This window comes from Butyrivibrio sp. AE2032 (genome assembly GCF_000702965.1).
Genome location: NZ_JNLF01000003.1, coordinates 649,279 through 668,724, shown reverse-complemented (window position 1 = coordinate 668,724; position 19,446 = coordinate 649,279). Strand labels below are relative to the sequence as shown.

The 19,446-nt window shown below is 44.6% G+C and carries 16 protein-coding genes; 12 read left to right on the top strand and 4 right to left on the bottom strand.

What is annotated here, in order from left to right; genetic code table 11:
- From BO18_RS04745 to BO18_RS04735, 3 genes are read left to right on the top strand one after another with little or no spacing between them, the layout of a single operon-like run.
- Positions 1-1,176 carry a hypothetical protein gene (locus BO18_RS04745; RefSeq protein WP_034444061.1) on the top strand — a complete coding sequence of 392 codons (1,176 nt, stop codon included), beginning with the start codon at positions 1-3 and terminating at the stop codon, positions 1,174-1,176.
- Between the two features lie 32 nt (positions 1,177-1,208).
- A complete protein-coding gene (locus BO18_RS04740) occupies positions 1,209-2,048 on the top strand; it encodes a hypothetical protein (protein ID WP_034444058.1) in 840 nt (279 codons plus the stop codon).
- A gap of 12 nt (positions 2,049-2,060) precedes the next feature.
- Positions 2,061-3,173, top strand: coding sequence for a hypothetical protein (locus BO18_RS04735; RefSeq protein WP_034444054.1), 1,113 nt, complete (start codon positions 2,061-2,063; stop codon positions 3,171-3,173).
- A gap of 10 nt (positions 3,174-3,183) precedes the next feature.
- Here the strand turns inward: BO18_RS04735 and BO18_RS04730 are convergent, their stop codons facing one another.
- Entirely contained in the window at positions 3,184-5,127 is a 1,944-nt protein-coding gene (locus tag BO18_RS04730) for a hypothetical protein (protein WP_034444052.1), read from the bottom strand.
- A gap of 229 nt (positions 5,128-5,356) precedes the next feature.
- Between BO18_RS04730 and BO18_RS04725 the strand changes: the two genes are divergently transcribed.
- From BO18_RS04725 to BO18_RS04705, 5 genes are read left to right on the top strand one after another with little or no spacing between them, the layout of a single operon-like run.
- Positions 5,357-5,794, top strand: a complete 438-nt coding sequence (locus BO18_RS04725) for an ATP-binding protein (protein ID WP_034444050.1) — start codon at positions 5,357-5,359, stop codon at positions 5,792-5,794.
- A gap of 36 nt (positions 5,795-5,830) precedes the next feature.
- On the top strand, positions 5,831-6,685 hold the full coding sequence (locus BO18_RS04720; RefSeq protein WP_034444048.1) for a hypothetical protein: 855 nt from the start codon (positions 5,831-5,833) through the stop codon (positions 6,683-6,685).
- A 49-nt stretch (positions 6,686-6,734) separates the two neighbouring features.
- Positions 6,735-7,922, top strand: a complete 1,188-nt coding sequence (locus tag BO18_RS04715; protein WP_034444046.1) for a hypothetical protein — start codon at positions 6,735-6,737, stop codon at positions 7,920-7,922.
- 48 nt (positions 7,923-7,970) lie between these two features.
- Positions 7,971-9,317 carry a hypothetical protein gene (locus tag BO18_RS04710; RefSeq protein ID WP_034444044.1) on the top strand — a complete coding sequence of 449 codons (1,347 nt, stop codon included), beginning with the start codon at positions 7,971-7,973 and terminating at the stop codon, positions 9,315-9,317.
- Positions 9,318-9,338: 21 nt separating this feature from the next.
- Positions 9,339-9,644, top strand: a complete 306-nt coding sequence (locus BO18_RS04705) for an STAS domain-containing protein (RefSeq protein ID WP_034444042.1) — start codon at positions 9,339-9,341, stop codon at positions 9,642-9,644.
- A gap of 37 nt (positions 9,645-9,681) precedes the next feature.
- Here the strand turns inward: BO18_RS04705 and BO18_RS04700 are convergent, their stop codons facing one another.
- Positions 9,682-11,043 (bottom strand): MATE family efflux transporter, encoded by a 1,362-nt coding sequence (locus BO18_RS04700; RefSeq protein WP_034444041.1) that lies wholly within the window; start codon positions 11,041-11,043, stop codon positions 9,682-9,684.
- Positions 11,044-13,785, bottom strand: coding sequence for a transglycosylase domain-containing protein (locus tag BO18_RS04695; protein ID WP_034444039.1), 2,742 nt, complete (start codon positions 13,783-13,785; stop codon positions 11,044-11,046).
- 111 nt (positions 13,786-13,896) lie between these two features.
- Here BO18_RS04695 and BO18_RS04690 point away from each other — a divergent pair, with 111 nt between their 5' ends.
- Positions 13,897-14,523, top strand: a complete 627-nt coding sequence (locus BO18_RS04690) for a YigZ family protein (protein ID WP_034444037.1) — start codon at positions 13,897-13,899, stop codon at positions 14,521-14,523.
- An 873-nt stretch (positions 14,524-15,396) separates the two neighbouring features.
- On the opposite strand, the gene typA is transcribed toward BO18_RS04690, so the two are convergent.
- Positions 15,397-17,226 (bottom strand): translational GTPase TypA, encoded by a 1,830-nt coding sequence (gene typA / locus BO18_RS04680; RefSeq protein WP_034444032.1) that lies wholly within the window; start codon positions 17,224-17,226, stop codon positions 15,397-15,399.
- A gap of 174 nt (positions 17,227-17,400) precedes the next feature.
- On the opposite strand from typA, the gene dapA reads away from it, so the two are divergent.
- From dapA to BO18_RS04665, 3 genes are all read left to right on the top strand, one after another.
- Positions 17,401-18,285, top strand: coding sequence for a 4-hydroxy-tetrahydrodipicolinate synthase (dapA, locus tag BO18_RS04675; RefSeq protein WP_034444028.1), 885 nt, complete (start codon positions 17,401-17,403; stop codon positions 18,283-18,285).
- Between the two features lie 37 nt (positions 18,286-18,322).
- Complete coding sequence (gene dapB / locus BO18_RS04670) at positions 18,323-19,078, top strand: 4-hydroxy-tetrahydrodipicolinate reductase (protein WP_034444026.1); 756 nt, start codon at positions 18,323-18,325, stop codon at positions 19,076-19,078.
- Between the two features lie 93 nt (positions 19,079-19,171).
- On the top strand, positions 19,172-19,372 hold the full coding sequence (locus tag BO18_RS04665) for a cold-shock protein (RefSeq protein ID WP_013281837.1): 201 nt from the start codon (positions 19,172-19,174) through the stop codon (positions 19,370-19,372).
- The last annotated feature ends 74 nt before the right edge of the window (positions 19,373-19,446 follow it).

The window sequence follows — 19,446 nt, the reverse complement described above, 5'->3', positions numbered from 1 at the left end:
ATGGCACTTTTTCATGATGATATACAAAAGAATAAACAGCGTGAAGAGCAGATCCTGAAGCAGGAGGATATGTTCCAGAATAAGGAAAAGCAGGACGTCATGGACGAGGCGTTCCTTGATCAGAACAAGGCTATGAACGCTGAAGCCAGCCTAGTGATGGAGGAAAACAAAACCGTTGACGAAGGCCAGGTTCAGCTGGTCCATCAAAAGGCTGAATCTATTCAAAGCTCTTTTGGCGAGATGGATAAAAAGAAGCTTAAGACTGTTGATGAGCCGAATATAGTGCCTAACTATAAGTATGTCACCCTGGCTAAGAACTGTGATATTGAAAGTGGTGACAGTGCTAAGATGGCAGCTGTTAAAAATGCCATAAACAGATATCACGAACTTCAGGGCGAAGAAAAGCAGTGGAACGAAGTCGCAGTATTAGAGGAAGTTGTAAAGGCATGTAATGCTTATACCAGCGGAAAGTTTTCTCTGTTCAAATTTGGCAAAGCTGCTGAGAGGCTTAAGGAAGTAAAACGGGTAAGAGAGGATGCCAGAGCAAAGATAAGAGAGATCAAAAAGAGGGACGAGGAGGCAGGTATTACACCTTCGCAGCGTTTCAAAAAGTCTTATGATCAGATGATCAAAAAAGAAGACTACTATAGTGCTGAGATTCATTCAGCTCATAAGCGTGTGGCTGACACCAGAACAGGACAGGATAAGGGTGTCTTAAAGGTGCGCATCAAAAATCTGCAGTACCATTATCCTGCCATGAGCTATGATGAAGCGGAGCAGCTGGTAATAAAGCTTGAATTCTTTAAGCACCATGATTTGGGCAACGATATCGATCTTAGAGTGGTGGACCAATATGTAAGCAAAGAAGCCCTTAACAGTGCTTATAAAAAACGTGAGAAGTATAGAGCTAGGCGGGCTAAAGAAAACGCCAGAAAGATGAATGAAAGATTTGACAGGGCGACTAAAGAATTATATGAGAAGTCCATTAAAGAACGTAATCCCATTGCCAGAATCTTTTATAGAATATTCCCTTGGGTGCTGGAAAATCAGCTTCTGACCGAACAGTTATTGGCACTGGAAAAGAAACATGAAGCTACTTATGATGAACTTTTTGTGGACGAGAAAAAAATGGCTCAGCATGGAAGTAATTATGATGATGATGATAAATTCATGTGACCAGACTTAACTGACTTCCATTGGAGGACAACATGGAAATTATCGAACTGGATGCTGACAACATAGAGGATTACGAAGAATATATAGGTCAGGATATTTCTGAGAACATCGGAAGGGAATTCTATCGGGGCATTGTGGCTTCTGAAGACGGATTCTCTCCTTCGGGTGCCATGGTCTGGGAGTATAAGAACATGGAAGAGGACGGGGATACAAACGCAGAGATCTTTTATGTGAATTCAGATAGTGAAGAGGCTACAGAAGCTCTTTTGCAGGCGTTTGATGACCAGACTTCAGACGAAGATGTGGTCAGGTCTTTCTTTGAGGTCCAGGGAATGTCAGATGATGTGTTCGCCAGCTTTTTGGGGGATGGGTTTGATGTTGAAAACGTGGAGGGTCGAGACCTTATTGTTACTGTTTCAGACCTTTCCATGCTGGCTGAGAAGGCAAAAAAGCTACCGGCTTATGTTGTGGAACTGGACAGAGTCATGGAAGTTGATTTCATGCAGGGAATGATAAATTGCGCCTTCCATGGCAAAAAGGGAATGCTGGAGGATCTTAACTACATCGAAAAGGATTGGTTTGAAGGGAAGGTATCCTGCTGTACTGTCCACGATGGAAAGATTTCCGGAATGCTCCTTATACATGCTTTGCCTTCAGAAAAGCTTATGCCGGTACTAATGGTTGCTACTGGACCGGAGGGACAAAAGGATGTCCTTCACATGGTTCTATTTGCTGCTAAAAGAGCTGTTGAAAATTATCCGGGAGATACAATGGTCCTGATCCGTCGTCACGATAAGAATGTAACTGCCCTTTCGGCAAAGCTCTTTGCAGGGAAAAACGGAGAAGTTGTTACCCGCGGAAACAGAGGCTAAGGAGATCATCCTATGATAGATATGGGATTACTTAAGTTTATAATTACTAAGGCTCTGGCTATTGTCTTCGTTTTGGCCCTAATCTTTTCTGACGGGCACCTTCGAAGACGGGATACGGTGGAATCCAAAAGAATATTCCAGATAGCTGTGCTTATCGCAGTCGCAGCTTTTTTTGATATGTTCATCACCTGGGTGGACTGGACCTTTTATGTAGAACCGGGGGAAAAAGGTGCTTTATTTCATGCGATATTTATAGCCTTATTAAATGTCGCTCGAGAGATGGTGGCACTCCAGGTCGTTGTTGGCTGGAATCTGTACGTAGACTATGCAATCTTCCATAGCTACGAACATGTGCAAAAGAAATTTAAGAAGAGTTTTATTCCCGCAGTTATCATTTCCGTGATCTTTATAGTAGTCTATATGGCATTAACAGAGGGATTTTTCTATGAAGGATTTCAGACTGTTCAGGCTATTGCTGCTTTTGGCTACATCTGCATAGCATTACAGGTCTTTTATTTGATAAATGCAATCCAGATTGTCTTAAAAGCACACAAGGGCAGGAAGCCTCCGTCATTCCTTAGGCTTGATGCCTTTCTTGTTCCTGTGATCCTGGGATTTTTTATTTATCTGACCCAGATATTGATGCAGTATGGACTGCTTCCTTTTAACAGGATACTAATGCAGAATGAAGTCAGGGATTTATGCCTTGCCATAGCAGTGGTGCTGACCTGGATATCAGTCAGAAACCGCTATAAATATGTGGATCCTGTTACCGGACTATATAACAGGGAGTTCCTCTCATCCATGAACGAGTACATGGAAAAGAGTGGTTACCCCAATGGTATAGGTATCTGTTTTAAAGCACCGGGAAGTGAAGGGAAGCTCATCCCTGTCCTTAACAGCATTAAGCCTATGGATGCTGAGATTTTCTCTTTGGGAAAAGACGAGTACCTGGTTATGGCTGGACCACAGAGCCAGGGGGCTATTCGCCTCTTAATAAAGGCTGCAACGCTTAGGGCTTCGGAAACCGACAGCTCAATGAAAGTTGAAAGTTCCTACGCTATCAGGCAAAAAGAAGAGAGCCCGGAGGCTTTCACCAACAGGCTCCTTACCCTGGCAGGGTGAGATTGATGGATCAGATAAGGTCAAATGGGATGTAGCTATCTCCTAACTGGCCTTTTTTCTGCATATCGGCGATCTGATCCCTTACAAGTTCCCAGTCCTCGTCAGAATCCAGCAGCTGCATCTTGCCACTTGAGACAAGGTGTTGCAGCTTGTCCTGGGTAAGTGAGATTCTTATGCCAAGGGCTCCTAGTTCAGCCTTGCTACGAATATCCATCTGGTCGAAACGGGCCATTTCAGGAGTGAAGGCCATGATCCTGTCATAAAAATCTCTTGGCAGGTACGGAATCGAGACTCTATCGTTTTCATCTATAAGTGGTCTTTGATGCATGGCTCCTTCGATATCTTTCATCTTTGAACCAAAGGCCATGTCATTGTCAATTCCCTTGATAGCTGTAATAGTATACTGCTTTTCACTGTCAATTCTATAGGTAGGCACGTAATTATTCAGATGCCTGTCCACCTGTCCACAGATAAGATCAAATATCTGAAGCTGATACAGCTGCCTGATGGCATCATCGGAAAGAACAAGTTTTATTCCTTCAGCCTCGGCAAATGCCTTCAGTTCACCCATAGTACGGCCTTCTACGCCTTCCATGGAGTTAGCTCTGGATACCTCACCGTTTTCGGATTCCATAAGGATAGTGTCTGACTTGGCAACCAGATCACCAATGCCATATTTCTCCGCCAGTCTGCTGGTGGAAACATTTCTGTTGGAGATGGCTTCACCCGCTTCAATTCCTGCGCCTTCGGTTGCAACTTCATGCTCGTTGACCTTCTTGTTGACGAAGGATAGTATTTTCAAAAAAGCGTCATAGTTTTGCAGGATAAGGTCTTTTATTGGAGCCAGTTCATCATCTAAATAATCAGCGATTCTGGCATTTAACGATTCTTGTTTTTCTTTTTTCTCACGGGCATTGAAATCCTTATCGCTTTCACCCGGCTTTCTATCGGCATGGATTCTTTCTGCATTGCTAAGGATAATAAAAATATCTGCAATCCGGTTGCTTTCGCCACTAGCTGTTTCAGATTCTCCTTCAGATTCCGCTTCGTTTTCTTCCTGGAACTCCATATATCGATCACGAATTCCCTGAATCAGTTTATCGGCACCTTCTATGCCTGCGGAACCAGCCTGTTCAAGGAAAGAGAGGAAATCACCATTTTTATCAAGACGTTCTTCCTTCTTGATGTATCTGGTACTTCCGTCCTCTTCTTCTTTTCTATAAATCGTTGATGTGCCGGCTCCCATTTTCGTGATAGAAAGGTCACCTTCCATGATGCGCTCAGCACGGGCAGTGTATAGAAATTCGTCCCAGTTTTTTGCGCCCTTGGCATCATTAAAAAGATTCCTTTCAGGCATGCCAAAAAGGGCCATTTCTTTCTTGCTCTGAGCCAGGATGTCTTTTGTCAGCTCAAGACGCCTTTGGCCCATAGGGCTCTGCCCCTTTTTCTTTCCTTCTATGTAGGAGATGTAGGCCTCACAGCTGATTATCAAGCTATTATAAGAATCCCGAAGCTGCTCAAGCCTTGTGGCAAATTGCTCCTTGTTTGTGGGTACAGGCAGATACATGTAGCGGCTCACTCTTGCCAGATTGCTCTTTAATTCCTGCATCTGTTCGCCATCGCTAAAGGTTATGCCCCAATGTTTTACCTTGGACTGCTGAAGTTCTGTATACTTGTCAAGAATAGCCCTATGGGCAGCAGCAAGAGATGAGGCAGCAGACGCAGTAGTGGTGGTTACAGGGACAGTCTGACGTGAGCTCTGGCCTGCCATCTGTTCCGGAGTCTGACCCTCTGCCTGAGTCACGGTTCCGCCTTCCGGTGCTCCCTCCTCATCAGACAGGATATCACTCACTGAAAGCTCCTGAAATCCGCTGGGATCCAGAAAACGCCCATCCCCGGTATCCAGGGAGGGATCAAATTCATCTTGGGTAGTAAGGTCTTTGAAATCAGCCATATCTGTACCTCATTTATACGAATTAATGAAACAACTATATACTAAATATTATATCATATATTGCTTGCCGGAAATCTCGGGTGATGGATATGTTTATGCTTTCCCTGGAATAAAATAATTATAAAAAAACGATAACTACTTTATTAAATAACAAGCAAGCCAACCCACAAAAGGGAGCTCTATTATATAATAAATTGATACGAAGTATAGAATATCGATAGGTATGCCCATGTGTACTAATACCAGAAAAATATGTGTTAAAGCTGATGCACAGAATATAGATGAAGTGTTTGACTTCATTGGGGGAGAACTTGCGGACATAGAAGGCGTGTGTCGGCAGGATGTTCTCAAGATGCACATGGTTGTCGATGAGATCTTCTCAAATATTACGAACTATGCCTACGAGGAAGAAGCCGGAGATGTGATAATTTCTTTTAACCATGAACCGGGAAGTGACTGTATTTCCATGACCTTCACTGATCAGGGACGACCCTATAACCCCATGGAAGAGGTGGTTCCTGACATCAATCTTCCTGCTGGGAAAAGAAAAGTCGGCGGTCTTGGGGTGTTCATGGTCCGAAACACCGTTGATGATATTCACTACGAAAACATGGATGGCAGTAACATCCTTACTATTACAAAACGAATAGGTCAGGAGCAGGATTGATGATATGCTTACAATCCTGCTGAGAGGGTAAAACATATGGTGATCATTGATATTAACGGAGAAAACGTGGAACAATTCGCCACCTACATGGGACAGGACATGGCTGAAAACCTGGGGAGGGAGTTTTACCATGGCATTGCGGTGATGTCAGATTCAGAGGAAGAATTCCTGGCAGGTATCGTGTGGGAATATATGAATATGGAGGATAAGGCTGACACTGAGAGCGTCATAGAGTGGCTGAAGATCCTGGATCCTGAGGCAACTGAGCTTTTGTTTTCTTCATATAAGGATGCTGTCAGCAATGCAAGGGTTGTGCGCTCCAAAGTAGTGATACCGGTGGAGGATAGCCAGAACGAGAAGAAAGCCCTTAAGGACGCAGGGTTTAAGGTGAGGCTTACGGAAGGAGACCATATCATTGTAAACCTGTCCGAGCTTTCGGCCCTTCCATTCATGGCCAGCAGAAAAGTTCCCGGGAATATAAGAGTGTTGAACCAACTTCCTCTTCGCCAGTTCCGTAAGGGACTGTCCAAATGCGTTGAAATAGGGAAGAAGGGAATATGTGAGGACCTTTCCTATCTCTCTATGAACTGGTTCGAAGCGGATGTTTCCTGCTTTGCTAAGACTGATGATACGATTTCAGGATTTTTCCTGTTCCATAAGCTTCCTTCAGGAATGCTTTCCATGCAGCTCATGGTGGGAATGGATAAGAATGCACAGCAAAATCTTCTTGGTATGATGCGCCTGTTTGTCATCAGCATGGAAGAAAAATATTCACCGGACACTAAGATCCTTCTGGATCGTCACAACCAGGCATCACTGATGCTTTCGGAAAAACTCTTGCCACGGAGTTTTGGAATACCCGTATATTCAGGAAGCAGGGAAGAGGCATAAGAAATACGGCTAGTTACCATCGGATAAGCTCGTAAGAAAGGAGACTTATATGACTATCTTTAAAACCTCTATGGATGAAAAGCAAAAAGGGTTTAAGACCGAGGAGATAACCAGTCAGAAGGACCTGTTAAGTAATAAGAGTATAAATGACTCTTTTGACGAAATGGATCTGACTCTTTCTTCTCATAAATCCCTTAAGAAAGCTATCCCTAAGGGTAATCTTCCTGATGGGAAGGATGATGCAACAGATCTTTTGCAGTCCCAGTCTGCTATACATGAGAAGCCAAGGGAGCTTCACGTTGCCCTGGATAATAGCTATCAGGACATAGAAAGTAGCGATGGCCACTATATGACCAAGCTAAAAAGAATCATTAATGGAAATGCAAATATCCGTGCAGAAAAGTGGGCAACAGATGAAAAAGATGACGATGGATTATATTATTTAGATGAACAGTATGATTTTACCGATACCCAGATTAATGCTGAACAGATGGAGACCCAAACTAGTGAAGGAAGACTTGAGGATATAATAAAAAAGATGGATGAGATTATCTCCACCTGCCGCAAGTATCGTCTGACTCATCCCTGGCCCTGGACCCAGAGAGGAAAAGAGCGTAAGGCTGATGTCATAAAAGTCCAGAAAGAGGCCGAAAACCGTAAGCGGGCAGCCCGGGCCAGAATAGAGGTGATTAAAAGGAATACCTCTAAAGTAGTCGGTGGCGGCGAAAGGAGTGCTATTCAAAAGGCAACTGGCGGATTCAATCGGGTATTAAATTATGGAAAGACCTTCCTTTGGGGAATGACTGTAAGAAATGTCGTTAATACCGCTGCATTTGCTGCCTCGCTCCCCTTCTGGCTGGTAGGCAGTATTGTGAAGTCGGCAGCATCTATTTTTATGCGGAATGCTGAGTTTGGGGCCTATGGAGCGTTTACACTGCCTCATCCCCATCTTCCTGGTACGTGGTACAACCTTTACGCTACCAAGACCATAGCAGATATCGCAAAAAGTGATATTAAAAAGTTGGAAGAAAAGCTTAAAACTTTGCAACCGGGAATAGAATATAATGACACGAAGCTTGCAATAGAACATTTGAGTGCTCAACAATATATTGGAAAGAATTCCAGATGGCATAGTTTCTTTTCCGGAAGTACCGCATTTGATAACGTTGGTTATTCGGCAATTAAGTGGAAAGCGGGAACTGAGACTGTTGATTTTAATAGTATATCCAATGTGTAATGCTTCTGACAGATGGTAAACAAATTATAGAGAGGATGAGGACGCTTTATGGATATAAATGCTTTTACCCAGAGTTTTATGGAATCAGACCCTGTACAGAAAACTATCAGTGAGACCTTTGCTCTGGACCCCACAGAGGCTATTAAGAGCAGCTATATACTGGATGAGGTCATGGAAGAAAAAAGACAGGAGCTTGCCAGTCTTGATGAAGCCACAAAGGCCTCGCCCTGGCTTACATTCCGCAGCTATATGGAGTATTTCAGAATGTACTATGCCTATATCGGTATGGTACATCCTATGCTTTCAGTAGGAAGGGACAGAATCATAGAGTGGAGAAGAGCAGTGGACCAGTATGAGAAGCTCTTTGATGGCTATTTCCCATATGTGTCCCTGGTGACAGAGAAGATGTTTCCAAAGGTAAGACATCTTATTCCTACGGAACTTTTGGAACTGTCTGGAAATCCCGACAGATACATCATTGCAGCATACCAGGTAATGCTGCCGGAGGGAAACGGTGGTGCTGAGGATTATCCGCTGGAAGTGGCCGGGGTAATGTCTTTTACCTTAAGGGATATGGATGGGGAAATAATCGTGAACATAGACTGGCTCCGGAGTGATAAAGACCATGAGGATGCCAATGCTCTTGATGCACTTATGGCAGAGATGTTCTATATGATCAAGGATACTCCCGTCAGTGGTATTTCTTTTGACATGAGGCTTGAAGATCTGATTGTTACAGGCATTGATGATGATGGGAAGGAGATTGATATGATGTCGCCCCTTTCCAGAGTTTTAGAGCGCTGGTATTTCGTGGGAGATATTGTACCGGATGAGGAGCTTATTACGGATGTTAAGAGTCTTATGAAGATTGTGGACATCGATCCTGAGGGTGACCTTAACACAGAGATTCTTCCTATAGATACGATGACTCCTGAGGAGTTTAAGGAGATCACCTCCCGCTACATCAAAGAGGAACCTGGAGTATATGATAACGGAATTCCTCTGGTGGATAAAAACAGATATGATAGAAAACTGTCCTTTGTTGCTAAGAAAAAGGGCGCCGTGGCAGGTGTTCTTCTGGTATATAAAAACTATCGCGATGAGATCTACATTGAGATGGTCCATGGAGATACAGACGGGATCACCATGGAGCTTATCCTTACAGCTCTTGAAGAGGTATCCGGTAGGATAAAAAATGATCAGCAGGTTATTATCCCTGTAAAGAGGGAATATGCAGCTGACTTTACTGCAAAGTATCTGCCTGATAACAAGCCATCCGTGCTGGTAAGATCCACTCTTGTTGCACCGGATGATGATATCACCAGTGATGAGTGGGCTGATGCAATAGAACACATCGAAGAACTGATACCTCGGATGATGGAGACTGAGGAATGAACAAAGAGCGAGGAGAAGACAATGGCTGACATTAAAAAAGAGATTTCAGGAACTACGATGAATATTGCCCTGGGCGGAATTCTTGATACCAAATCTGCCCCGCAGCTTCAGGATGCCATTATGGAATCGGTGGCTGATGTTACAGAGATCAACATTGATATGGCTCAGCTGGAGTATCTGACAAGTGCCGGGCTTCGTGCTATCCTGGTTGCCCAGCAGGAGATGGATGACAAGGATGGTAAAATGACCTTAAAGCACGTGGCTAAGGAAATCATTGATATCTTTAAGATGACAGGATTTCTCAGTATCCTGACAATTGAGGACTGATACAGAAAAAATTGGTATTCCGTTAGGGTGATAGGTCCTATCTTATTTTCTTTTTCTTTGTGTAGATAAAATAATAAACCAGGAACAGGAGGGAAGTGGTGATCCAGGTAATGGGATAGCTGGTCTCCACCATTTCCAGGGTCCTGTTCATTGGGAAGGCAATAAGTATCCAGGCTACTCTCAGGACGCAGATACCGCTCATGGTGATGAGCATCGGAATAAGGGCATCTCCCATGCCTCGAAGTGCTCCTGAAAAGATCTCTACGCCAATGTAGGTTACATAGAATGGCGCCAGGAACTTTATCATATCGACACCGATCCGGATAACATTTTCCCCGTCTTTTACAAAGATTCTGAGAAGAAATTCCCCGTAAAAATACAAAACAATACTTAAGGGTATAGTGATGGCAGCTGCAATGGCGAAGCTCTGTCTTGCGCTGTTTCTTACTCTGTCATATTTTCCTGCGCCGAAGTTCTGGCCCACGAAGGTGGTGTTTACGGTGCCAAGAGAATTCATGGTCATCCAGAACAGCACGTCGATCTTTCCATAGGCTGCCCAAGCTGAGGCTGCATCGTTTCCAAAGGAGTTGATGGCTGCCTGTATAAGTACGTTGGAAAGGGTGTACATGGTTGACTGAAAGCCTGCTGGAAGTCCAATGCTGACGATCCTCTTAAGCATATCTGCGTGGAAGCGGATGCTCTTAAGGGAGAGCTTATAGGAGCCGGTGCTGCGCATAAGCATCCAAATGATGATCCCTGCACTAAGAGCCTGGCACAGAACTGTTGCAATTGCTACGCCTGCTACACCCTGAACTACGCCCATGTCTCCAAGACCCATAACGATAACGAAAAGTACGTCCAGGAAGATGTTGGCAAAGCTGCTTATGATAAGTACTATAAGTGGTCTTCTGGAATCGCCTACTGCTCTCAGGATTCCGGAACCCATGTTGTATACCATGTTGGGGATCATACCAAGGAAGAAAATCTTCAGGTAGATAATAGCGGCTTCTGACTGCTCCATGGGGGTTCCCATGGCATGGATCAGTACAGGGGATAAAATGAAGCCTACAATGCTAAATAACAGTCCTCCTGCCAGGGCAAGGGCGATGGAGGTGTGGACTGCCTTTTGGACTTCTTCTTTCCTGTCTGCGCCGTAGAACTGGGAAATGACAACGGTGGCGCCTGAAGAAAGCCCCATGAAGAAACCTACAAAGAGGTTTACTATCATGGCAGCAGATCCGCCTACGGCTCCAAGTCCGTCGCTGCCTACTGCACGTCCTACGATGACGGCATCTATTGTGTTATAAAATTGTTGGAAAAAGGCCCCTAGAAGGAGCGCCCAGAAGTATGAGAGCATTCCTTTCCAGATGGGGCCTGTAGTAATATTGTTCTTTTCCATTTAGTTTCCTGCTGCAACATCTGCAGATACTTCATTTACGACTGCTGCTTCAGCCGGTTGTTCAGCCGGAGCTGCCTGGCCTTCTCCTGCAGCGGCTGCAGCTGCTGCGGCTGCGGCGGCTGCCTGATTGAGCTGTTCCTGCTCCCCGGCAATTATTCCCTCAATGCCTTCCTGCATCATGAACTCAGGAGTGTGGTGACACTGATTAAGGACTGTGACTGTATTGCCATTCTCATCAGTGGTTGTGGTGTATGCAGAGTTTGTAGGCGTGTAGTCTACAAAGCCTGACTGGAGGGCTGCCGGAACTTCAGGAGTAAGTTCAAATACGCCTGCTGTCTTAAATGGGCAGTTCTCTGTAGCTGGAACTCCGTCCAGTGCACACATTGTACCCTGATAGTGAACATCACAGCTGTCTGTTGGAACTGTTCCTTCCTCGAAGTACTCTGAGTGAAGGGTTCCGTCGCAAAGGCCTGCAATAGGCTGTTTGCCTGATCTTGAACATACTGTGGCTGTGACGATTCCGCTTGGCATGGAGAAAGATGAGTATGGGAGATCCTTATGGATCTGCTCCATGACCTTACGCCACATGGTCTTTGAAAGGTTCTTTTCAGCTGAAGCGGTCATTTTGGCATTGTTGTCGTAACCGGTCCAGGTTGTTGCTGTGTAGTAGTTGGTGTAACCAGCAAACCAAACGTCGTTGTAATCTGAGGTTGTACCTGTCTTACCTGCAATGGCTGTTGTTCCGAAGTTAACTGAACCACCGGTTCCGCTTGTTACAACGTCCTGCATTGCGCTGGTAAGGAGGAATGCTGTTGTCTCTTTGATGATCCTTCTTGATTCAGGCTCAGTGTTATCAAGGACTACATTTCCGTCATGATCTACAACCTTTGTGTAGAGCTTAGGCTTTGTGTAGACACCGCCGTTGGCAATTGCTGCATAAGCTGCATTAAGCTCAAGGTTCTTTACACCATAGGTAAGTCCTCCAAGAGCAGTTGACTGCTGGATGTCGGAGTAAACCTGTCCGTTGATGGTGACGTTTTCTGCAAGGGTTGTAAATCCAAAGTTCTTAAGATAATCAAAGCCCAGCTGAGGAGTGATAAGTGTCAGAGCCTCAACGGCGATAACGTTCATGGAATCTCTTATGGCTGCTCTTACAGTATTAAGTCCTCTGTAGGATGAGCCCCACCAGTTCCTTACCAGTGTTCCGTTGGAATATGCGAAAGGCGCATCGTTAAATACTGTTGCAAGTGTAAGGCCTGCGCTGTCAATACCGGGAGCATAGGTTGAAAGTACCTTAAAGGTTGAACCCGGCTGACGGTAGGTGTCTGTTGCACGGTTAAGGGTTCTGCTGGCTGTCTTCTGACCACGTCCGCCTACCATGGCAACAATGTAGCCTGTAGCCTGTTCCTCAACGGTGATAGAAACCTGTGGCTGAGGAGTGAGATTTATCTTTTCTCCAAGGACAGAATCACCTTCTGCCATTACAACTGATTTGTATTCTTCGATAGCTGCTTCTGCGGACTCATGGGAGTCGTAAAGCATGTTGAAGGAGCTCTTTTGCTGCTTGAAGTAGCTTTGGAACATTTCGCTTGAGTGGTTTGTTACTGTTCCGTCGGCTGCCTTAACTGAAAGCTCATAGCTTAAGAGGTACTTGGTTCCCTCAGGGTAGTTGCTCTCATCCTGGAATACAGAGTCGCAGATTGCCTGGATCTGTGGGTTCTGGGTTGAGTAGATCTTAAGACCGCCACTGTAGAGCAGTGTGTAGGCCTGAGTCTCGTTATAGCCTGCTGCAATAAGGTCATCAAGGACATCATTGGTAAGGGCGTCAACGAAGTAGGAGTTGATGGTTGAATCTCCACCTGTCTCCTGGTTGACGTTCTGGATTCTTGAGTAAACATCATCTGCCATGGCCTTATCGTATTCTACCTGGCTGATGTATTCGTGCTTTAACATGTTTCCGAGAACCTTTGCCCTACGCTCAGAGTTCTTTTCCGGATGAGTGATAGGGTTGAACCTGCTGGGGTTCTGGGTGATGGCAGCTATTACAGCACACTCGGAAAGGGTCAGGTCGCTGACTGACTTGTTGAAGTAACGAAGGGAAGCAGCCTGTACTCCCAGGGTGTTCTGGCCAAGGTTGATGGTGTTCATATAGTTAAGAAGAATATCCTCTTTGGACATTTTCTTTTCGAGCTGAACTGCCAGATACTGCTCCTGGATCTTACGCTTCACACTCTGGATGAAGGTCTCATCTGTCCATCCGGAGAATACGTTGTTCTTAAGGAGCTGCTGGGTAATGGTACTGGCACCCTGTGAGAAGTCTCTGGTTGTGATACCAACGACACCGGCACGGATGATACCCTGAATATCAATACCATTGTGCTCGTAGAATCTCTCATCCTCGATGGCAACAAAGGCATTTGCAAGATCCTTGGGGATCATATCCATGGTAACCGGGATTCGGTTTGAATCTGTGGATACCAGCTTGGCAATCTGATTGCCGTCTGTGTCATATACAAATGTTGAAAAGCCCGTTGGGGTTACATCAATATTTCCAATGTCAGGAGCGCCATCCTTGATACCATTAAATACACCGATTCCGGCGCTGGTTCCAATGATGACAATTCCTATTATCATTGCAAGAAGAATATAGAAGCCGAAGAGACTTATCTTCTTTCCCCATTTATTGGTACCGGAGTTCAGGGCTCTTGCCTGCTGTACGATACCTCTTTTTCCATAATTCATATAGAAACCTCGCATGTTGATTTGAATTATTACATATTAAACCAATCTATTATATCATACAGAGACAGATGCGTAAAATTTGCAGGGATATGCTATACTTGCTGTATGAGTATGAGCGAATCCTATAAGGTTATAACTAAAAATGGAAGCGGAGAAATCGTTGAGAAGAAGTCCCGGTTCATAGGAAATGTATTCCGGGTGGAAAATGCATCTGAAGCTGAAGAGAAGATAGCAGAAATATCAAAGAAGTACTGGGATGCCAGGCACAACTGCTACGCTTATGTAATAGGCGCCAACAGCGAGATCACTAAGTGCAGTGATAACGGTGAACCTTCAGGCACTGCTGGAAAGCCCATCCTGGAAGTCATAAATGGCTCGGGCATCACCAATGTCCTGATCATTGTAACCCGTTACTTCGGTGGTGTTCTCCTTGGCACCGGAGGCCTCGTCCGCGCCTATACCCAGGCTGCCCAGGCCGGCCTTGCTGCCTGTGAAGTAGGAGAAATGGTCTACGCCCAGAAACTTACCGCCGTCGTAGGCTACAACATGATCAACAACGTCCAGTACTATCTTGGCCAGAACGACATCAGCATCGCCGATTCCCGCTACGAAGCCGATGTTCAGTTCGATATCTGCGTCCGGGACGCTGATGTGGAGCGCATCAAATCCGGTCTCACCCAGAAAACCGAAGGCCAGATAACCTTCATCGAAGGTGACAAAGGGTATTACATATTATAAGTAAATGCAAGGCTGCAGTCCGTGAAGGAAGGCAGCCTTTTTGGTACAGCCACCAGTATCCACGCATAAGGGTCTGTAAGGGGGAGGCGGTTATTATGTTCCATGAACTTCCTTGACGGCACGGCAAGAGCAAACCATCATGCCAAGATACATGACTTTCACTTATACATTTTATACAATTTTTGTCTGTATGAGCTTTTTGTGGTGAGAAATTACGGCTTTATTTACGTTTTTCTCAAAAAAGCTGTCGATATAAATTTGGAGTACGGCTTTTTTCTCATTTTCTATAGAAAAGCCGTAGGAAATGCTCTCTATCAGGCGATTTTTAAATCAAATTACGGCTAAAATAGCAATATCTAAAATAAAGCCGTAACGATTCTGCCATAATTCCATGAAAATAGTAGATTTATACCGCTAAATAATCAAAAACGAAAAATTAGCCGTAATGATAAGGCTACCCTTACGGCTAAAAAACAAAAAATCATGAAAAAGCCGTAAATTGAACATTGCAAGGTCCCTGGTCCAGAAATCAAGGCGCTGGAAAGCCATTTACTGTGGGCTAGGCCCTTGATAAGACAGGTGCCCCTTAATCAATACCCGCTTAGTGACCGAATAACTATCCTCAGATAGCTGTCAATGGAACCGTGGAATAAACCGGAGCGCCCGGGGGCAATACTGAGATGCATTGTGATATGGAAGTGAGGGGGCGAGGATTTATGCCGCGAAAGTCCATTGATAGATAGCTGGGGATGGTTACAATCTTTAAGGCGGGTACTGATTATGACGTGGTCGATAAGCTATATGTTGAAAGACTTTCGCTCTATACATAAAGGCTGCCACAGTTTTTTTTCTGCGACAGCCTTGAATATTGTCTTACTTCTTGAAGTTTGCTCTCTTTCTCAGAGTAGGATCAAGAATCCTCTTTCTGATACGAAGGCTTGTAGGTGTTACCTCTAAAAGCTCGTCATTGTCGATGAACTCGATGCACTGCTCAAGGGACATGATACGAGGAGGTACAAGACGGAGAGCTTCATCTGAGGAAGATGTTCTTGTGTTGGTGAGGTGCTTGGTCTTGCAGACATTAACCTCAACGTCTTCGCTCTTTCCGCTGGTTCCGATTACCATTCCTGAATATACCTTGTCGCCGGTCTTGATAAAGAGCTGACCACGATCCTGTGCATTGAAGAGACCGTATGCTGTAGCTTCTCCAGACTCGAAGGCGATGACTGAACCTGTCTTACGGTAGTTCATGTCACCCTTGTAAGGAGCATATCCGTCGAAAATTGTATTGATGATTCCGTTACCCTTTGTATCTGTCATGAACTCACCACGATATCCGATAAGTCCACGGGAAGGAATATTGAACTCAATTCTTGTGTAGCCACCGTTTCCGGCACCCATGTTAACAAGTTCGCCCTTTCTCTCACCAAGCTTCTGGATAACGCTTCCTGAGAACTCGTCTGGAACATCGATGTAACATTTCTCCATAGGCTCAAGCTTGTGGCCCTGCTCGTCTGTGTGGTAGATAACCTCTGCCTTACTTACAGCGAACTCGAAGCCTTCACGACGCATGGTCTCGATAAGAACTGAAAGGTGAAGCTCACCACGTCCTGAAACCTTGAAGGTCTCTGTTGTATCTGTATCCTCAACTCGGAGTGAAACGTCGGTGTTAAGCTCCTTGTATAGTCTGTCTCTAAGGTGACGGGATGTTACGTACTTACCTTCCTGACCTGCAAGAGGAGAGTCGTTAACAATGAAGTTCATTGAAATAGTAGGCTCTGAGATCTTCTGGAAAGGAATAGCTACCTGATTATCCACTGAGCAAAGAGTATCACCGATCTTAAGATCCTCGATACCAGAGATTGCTACGATAGAACCAATCTTAGCCTCCTGAACCTCAACTCTTCCAAGTCCGTCGTACTCGTAGAGCTTAGAAATCTTAGTCTTTATGCGGCGCTCTGGCTCGTGGTGGTTTACTACTACAACCTCCTGGTTGACCTTTACTACGCCGTTGTCTACCTTACCTACACCGATACGTCCAACGTACTCGTTGTAGTCGATTGTGCTGATAAGTACCTGTGTGCTGGAATCAGGATCTCCAACAGGTGCTGGGATATAGTTGATAATTGTATCAAGAAGAGGCTTCATATCAGGACCCTGCTCATCAGGTGAAAGAGAAGAGGTTCCTGCCTTAGCTGATGCAAATACGAATGGGCAGTCAAGCTGCTTGTCATCAGCGCCAAGATCCATAAGAAGCTCAAGAACTTCATCAATAACTTCGTTTGGTCTAGCCTCAGGCCTGTCGATCTTGTTTACACATACGATAACTGGAAGTCCAAGGTCCATAGCCTTTCCAAGAACGAACTTGGTCTGTGGCATTGGTCCCTCAAAGGCGTCAACTACAAGGATAACGCCGTTAACCATCTTAAGAACTCGCTCAACCTCGCCACCGAAATCAGCATGGCCGGGAGTGTCGATGATGTTGATCTTTATATCTTTATAAGTAATAGCGGTATTCTTTGACATGATTGTAATTCCACGCTCACGCTCGATATCGCCTGAGTCCATGACACGCTCTACCACATCAGCGCCATCTCTGAAAACTCCGCTCTGCTTAAGAAGTCCATCTACAAGAGTGGTCTTACCGTGGTCTACGTGTGCGATGATTGCTACGTTTCTTACATCATTTCTGGTTTGTTTCATAAATCTTTTTCCTCTTAATTAAAGTACACAAATTTCATCCTTCGTTTTTAGCCTAATGAGTATAACACGCGTTTTTTTACAGTTCAACATAAAAATAATAAAAAAGTGTTATTATATTGACAGAGTATTTAGCGCTGGTGTACTATTTAAAGCAAATTTGGGAAGGAGACCGATATGGCTATTTTTAAGGGTGCAGGTGTTGCTATCGTAACTCCATTTAAAGATAACGGGGAAGTAAATTATCCGGAATTTGAGAAGATGATCGAGTTCCAGATTAAGAACGGAACTGATGCTATTATAGTTTGCGGAACTACCGGAGAGGCAGCTACCATGAGCGAGGAAGAGCACATGGATGTTGTGAAGTTCTGTATTGATAAGGTTGCAGGAAGGATTCCTGTTGTGGCAGGAACCGGCTCTAACTGCACACAGACAGCTATCGAACTATCCAAGAAAGCGCAGGAGTACGGCGCAGATGCAGTTCTTTTGGTTACTCCTTATTATAATAAGGCTACACAGGGTGGTCTTTATGCACACTTTGGTGCAGTAGCAAAAGAGATTGATATTCCAATTATCCTTTATAACGTACCAAGCAGAACGGGCTGCAATATTCTTCCTGAGACAGCAGTTAAGCTTGCTAAGGATTTCGACAATATCGTTGGTATCAAGGATGCCACAGGCAATATTTCCCAGACAATCAAGATGATGTCCCTTGCAGAGGGCAGCATTGATCTTTACTCAGGAGATGATGATCAGATCGTGCCTATCATGTCAGTAGGCGGGATCGGAGTTATCTCAGTTCTTTCAAACGTAGCACCACAGCAGACTCATGAGATCTGCGCAAAGTGCCTTGAGGGCGACTATGAGACAGCCAGGGAGCTTCAGTTTAAGGCTTATCCTCTTGTAAAAGCTCTTTTCTCAGAGGTTAATCCTATCCCTGTGAAGACAGCGCTTAAGTTGATCGGCTTCCAGCCTGGTCCGCTTCGTCTTCCTCTTACAGAACTTGAACCAAATAACCAGGAAATTCTTAAGAATGAGATGAAAAAGTACGGGCTGCTGTAATGGCCCGTACTAATTTTATAATTGGAGGAAAATGCTAATGACAAAAATGATCATGCACGGCTGCAACGGCCGTATGGGCCACGTAATTGTTGACCTTGTTAAGGAAGATGATTCTATTGAAGTTGTGGCAGGAGTTGATGCTTTCGGCGAGAGCACTTACGATTTCCCTGTATTTAAGAGCCTTTCAGAGTGCAATGTAGAGGCAGATGTTATCGTGGACTTTTCTAATGCATCTGCAGTTCCGGGGCTTTTGGAGCACTGCACATCCAAGAATATCCCTGTGGTTCTCTGCTCTACAGGCCTTTCACCGGAGCAGCTTGATATGGTAAAAGAGGCATCTGCTAAGGTAGCAGTTCTTAAATCAGCCAACATGTCTGTCGGTATCAACGCTCTCATGAAGGTGTTAAAAGAGGTTTCTCCTTTATTTGCAGCTGCAGGCTTTGATATTGAGATCGTGGAAAAGCACCACAATCAGAAACTGGATTCTCCTTCAGGAACAGCAATTGCCCTTGCAGACAGCATAAATGAGTCCTTAGAGAATTCCTATGATTACGTATATGACAGAAGTACAAGAAGAGAGAAGAGACCTGTTAAGGAAATCGGTATCTCAGCTGTTCGTGGCGGGACTATCGTTGGAGACCATGATGTGATCTTCGCAGGCCACGATGAAGTGGTTACAATCTCCCACAGAGCATACTCCAGAGCCATCTTTGGAAAGGGTGCTATTGAGGCTGCAAAATTCCTCGCTGGAAAAGGCCCGGGAATGTACGATATGGCTGACGTTCTTTCTTGAAATTGCTTTACTTTTGCACCATATTGTGCTATCGTAAATATGTTGTCATAGACAACGTAACGATTATTTTTTTATTTTTGTGGAGGTATTACGATGAACAAAGGTACTGTTAAGTGGTTCAACAACCAGAAGGGTTACGGCTTCATTTCTGACGAGGCTGGAAATGATGTATTCGTACATTATTCAGGACTCAACATGGAAGGTTTCAAGTCTCTCGAAGAGGGCGCTTCAGTTGAGTACGATGTAATCCAGGGTGAGAAGGGACCTCAGGCCGTAAACGTAAACAAGCTTTAATTCTCGTAACTAAAGCTAATTAATCAGACTACAAAGTGCCTTATTTAAAAATAGATATTTTTGAATTTGCAAGA

Coding starts and splice junctions, on each gene's coding strand:
- BO18_RS04725 (WP_034444050.1), top strand. CDS start 5,357: ATGTGTACTAATACCAGAAAAATATGTGTTAAAGCTGATGCACAGAAT.
- BO18_RS04730 (WP_034444052.1), bottom strand. CDS start 5,127: ATGGCTGATTTCAAAGACCTTACTACCCAAGATGAATTTGATCCCTCC.
- BO18_RS04735 (WP_034444054.1), top strand. CDS start 2,061: ATGATAGATATGGGATTACTTAAGTTTATAATTACTAAGGCTCTGGCT.
- dapB (WP_034444026.1), top strand. CDS start 18,323: ATGACAAAAATGATCATGCACGGCTGCAACGGCCGTATGGGCCACGTA.
- BO18_RS04700 (WP_034444041.1), bottom strand. CDS start 11,043: ATGGAAAAGAACAATATTACTACAGGCCCCATCTGGAAAGGAATGCTC.
- BO18_RS04740 (WP_034444058.1), top strand. CDS start 1,209: ATGGAAATTATCGAACTGGATGCTGACAACATAGAGGATTACGAAGAA.
- BO18_RS04695 (WP_034444039.1), bottom strand. CDS start 13,785: ATGAATTATGGAAAAAGAGGTATCGTACAGCAGGCAAGAGCCCTGAAC.
- BO18_RS04690 (WP_034444037.1), top strand. CDS start 13,897: ATGAGCGAATCCTATAAGGTTATAACTAAAAATGGAAGCGGAGAAATC.
- BO18_RS04715 (WP_034444046.1), top strand. CDS start 6,735: ATGACTATCTTTAAAACCTCTATGGATGAAAAGCAAAAAGGGTTTAAG.
- dapA (WP_034444028.1), top strand. CDS start 17,401: ATGGCTATTTTTAAGGGTGCAGGTGTTGCTATCGTAACTCCATTTAAA.
- BO18_RS04665 (WP_013281837.1), top strand. CDS start 19,172: ATGAACAAAGGTACTGTTAAGTGGTTCAACAACCAGAAGGGTTACGGC.
- BO18_RS04705 (WP_034444042.1), top strand. CDS start 9,339: ATGGCTGACATTAAAAAAGAGATTTCAGGAACTACGATGAATATTGCC.
- BO18_RS04745 (WP_034444061.1), top strand. CDS start 1: ATGGCACTTTTTCATGATGATATACAAAAGAATAAACAGCGTGAAGAG.
- typA (WP_034444032.1), bottom strand. CDS start 17,226: ATGAAACAAACCAGAAATGATGTAAGAAACGTAGCAATCATCGCACAC.
- BO18_RS04720 (WP_034444048.1), top strand. CDS start 5,831: ATGGTGATCATTGATATTAACGGAGAAAACGTGGAACAATTCGCCACC.
- BO18_RS04710 (WP_034444044.1), top strand. CDS start 7,971: ATGGATATAAATGCTTTTACCCAGAGTTTTATGGAATCAGACCCTGTA.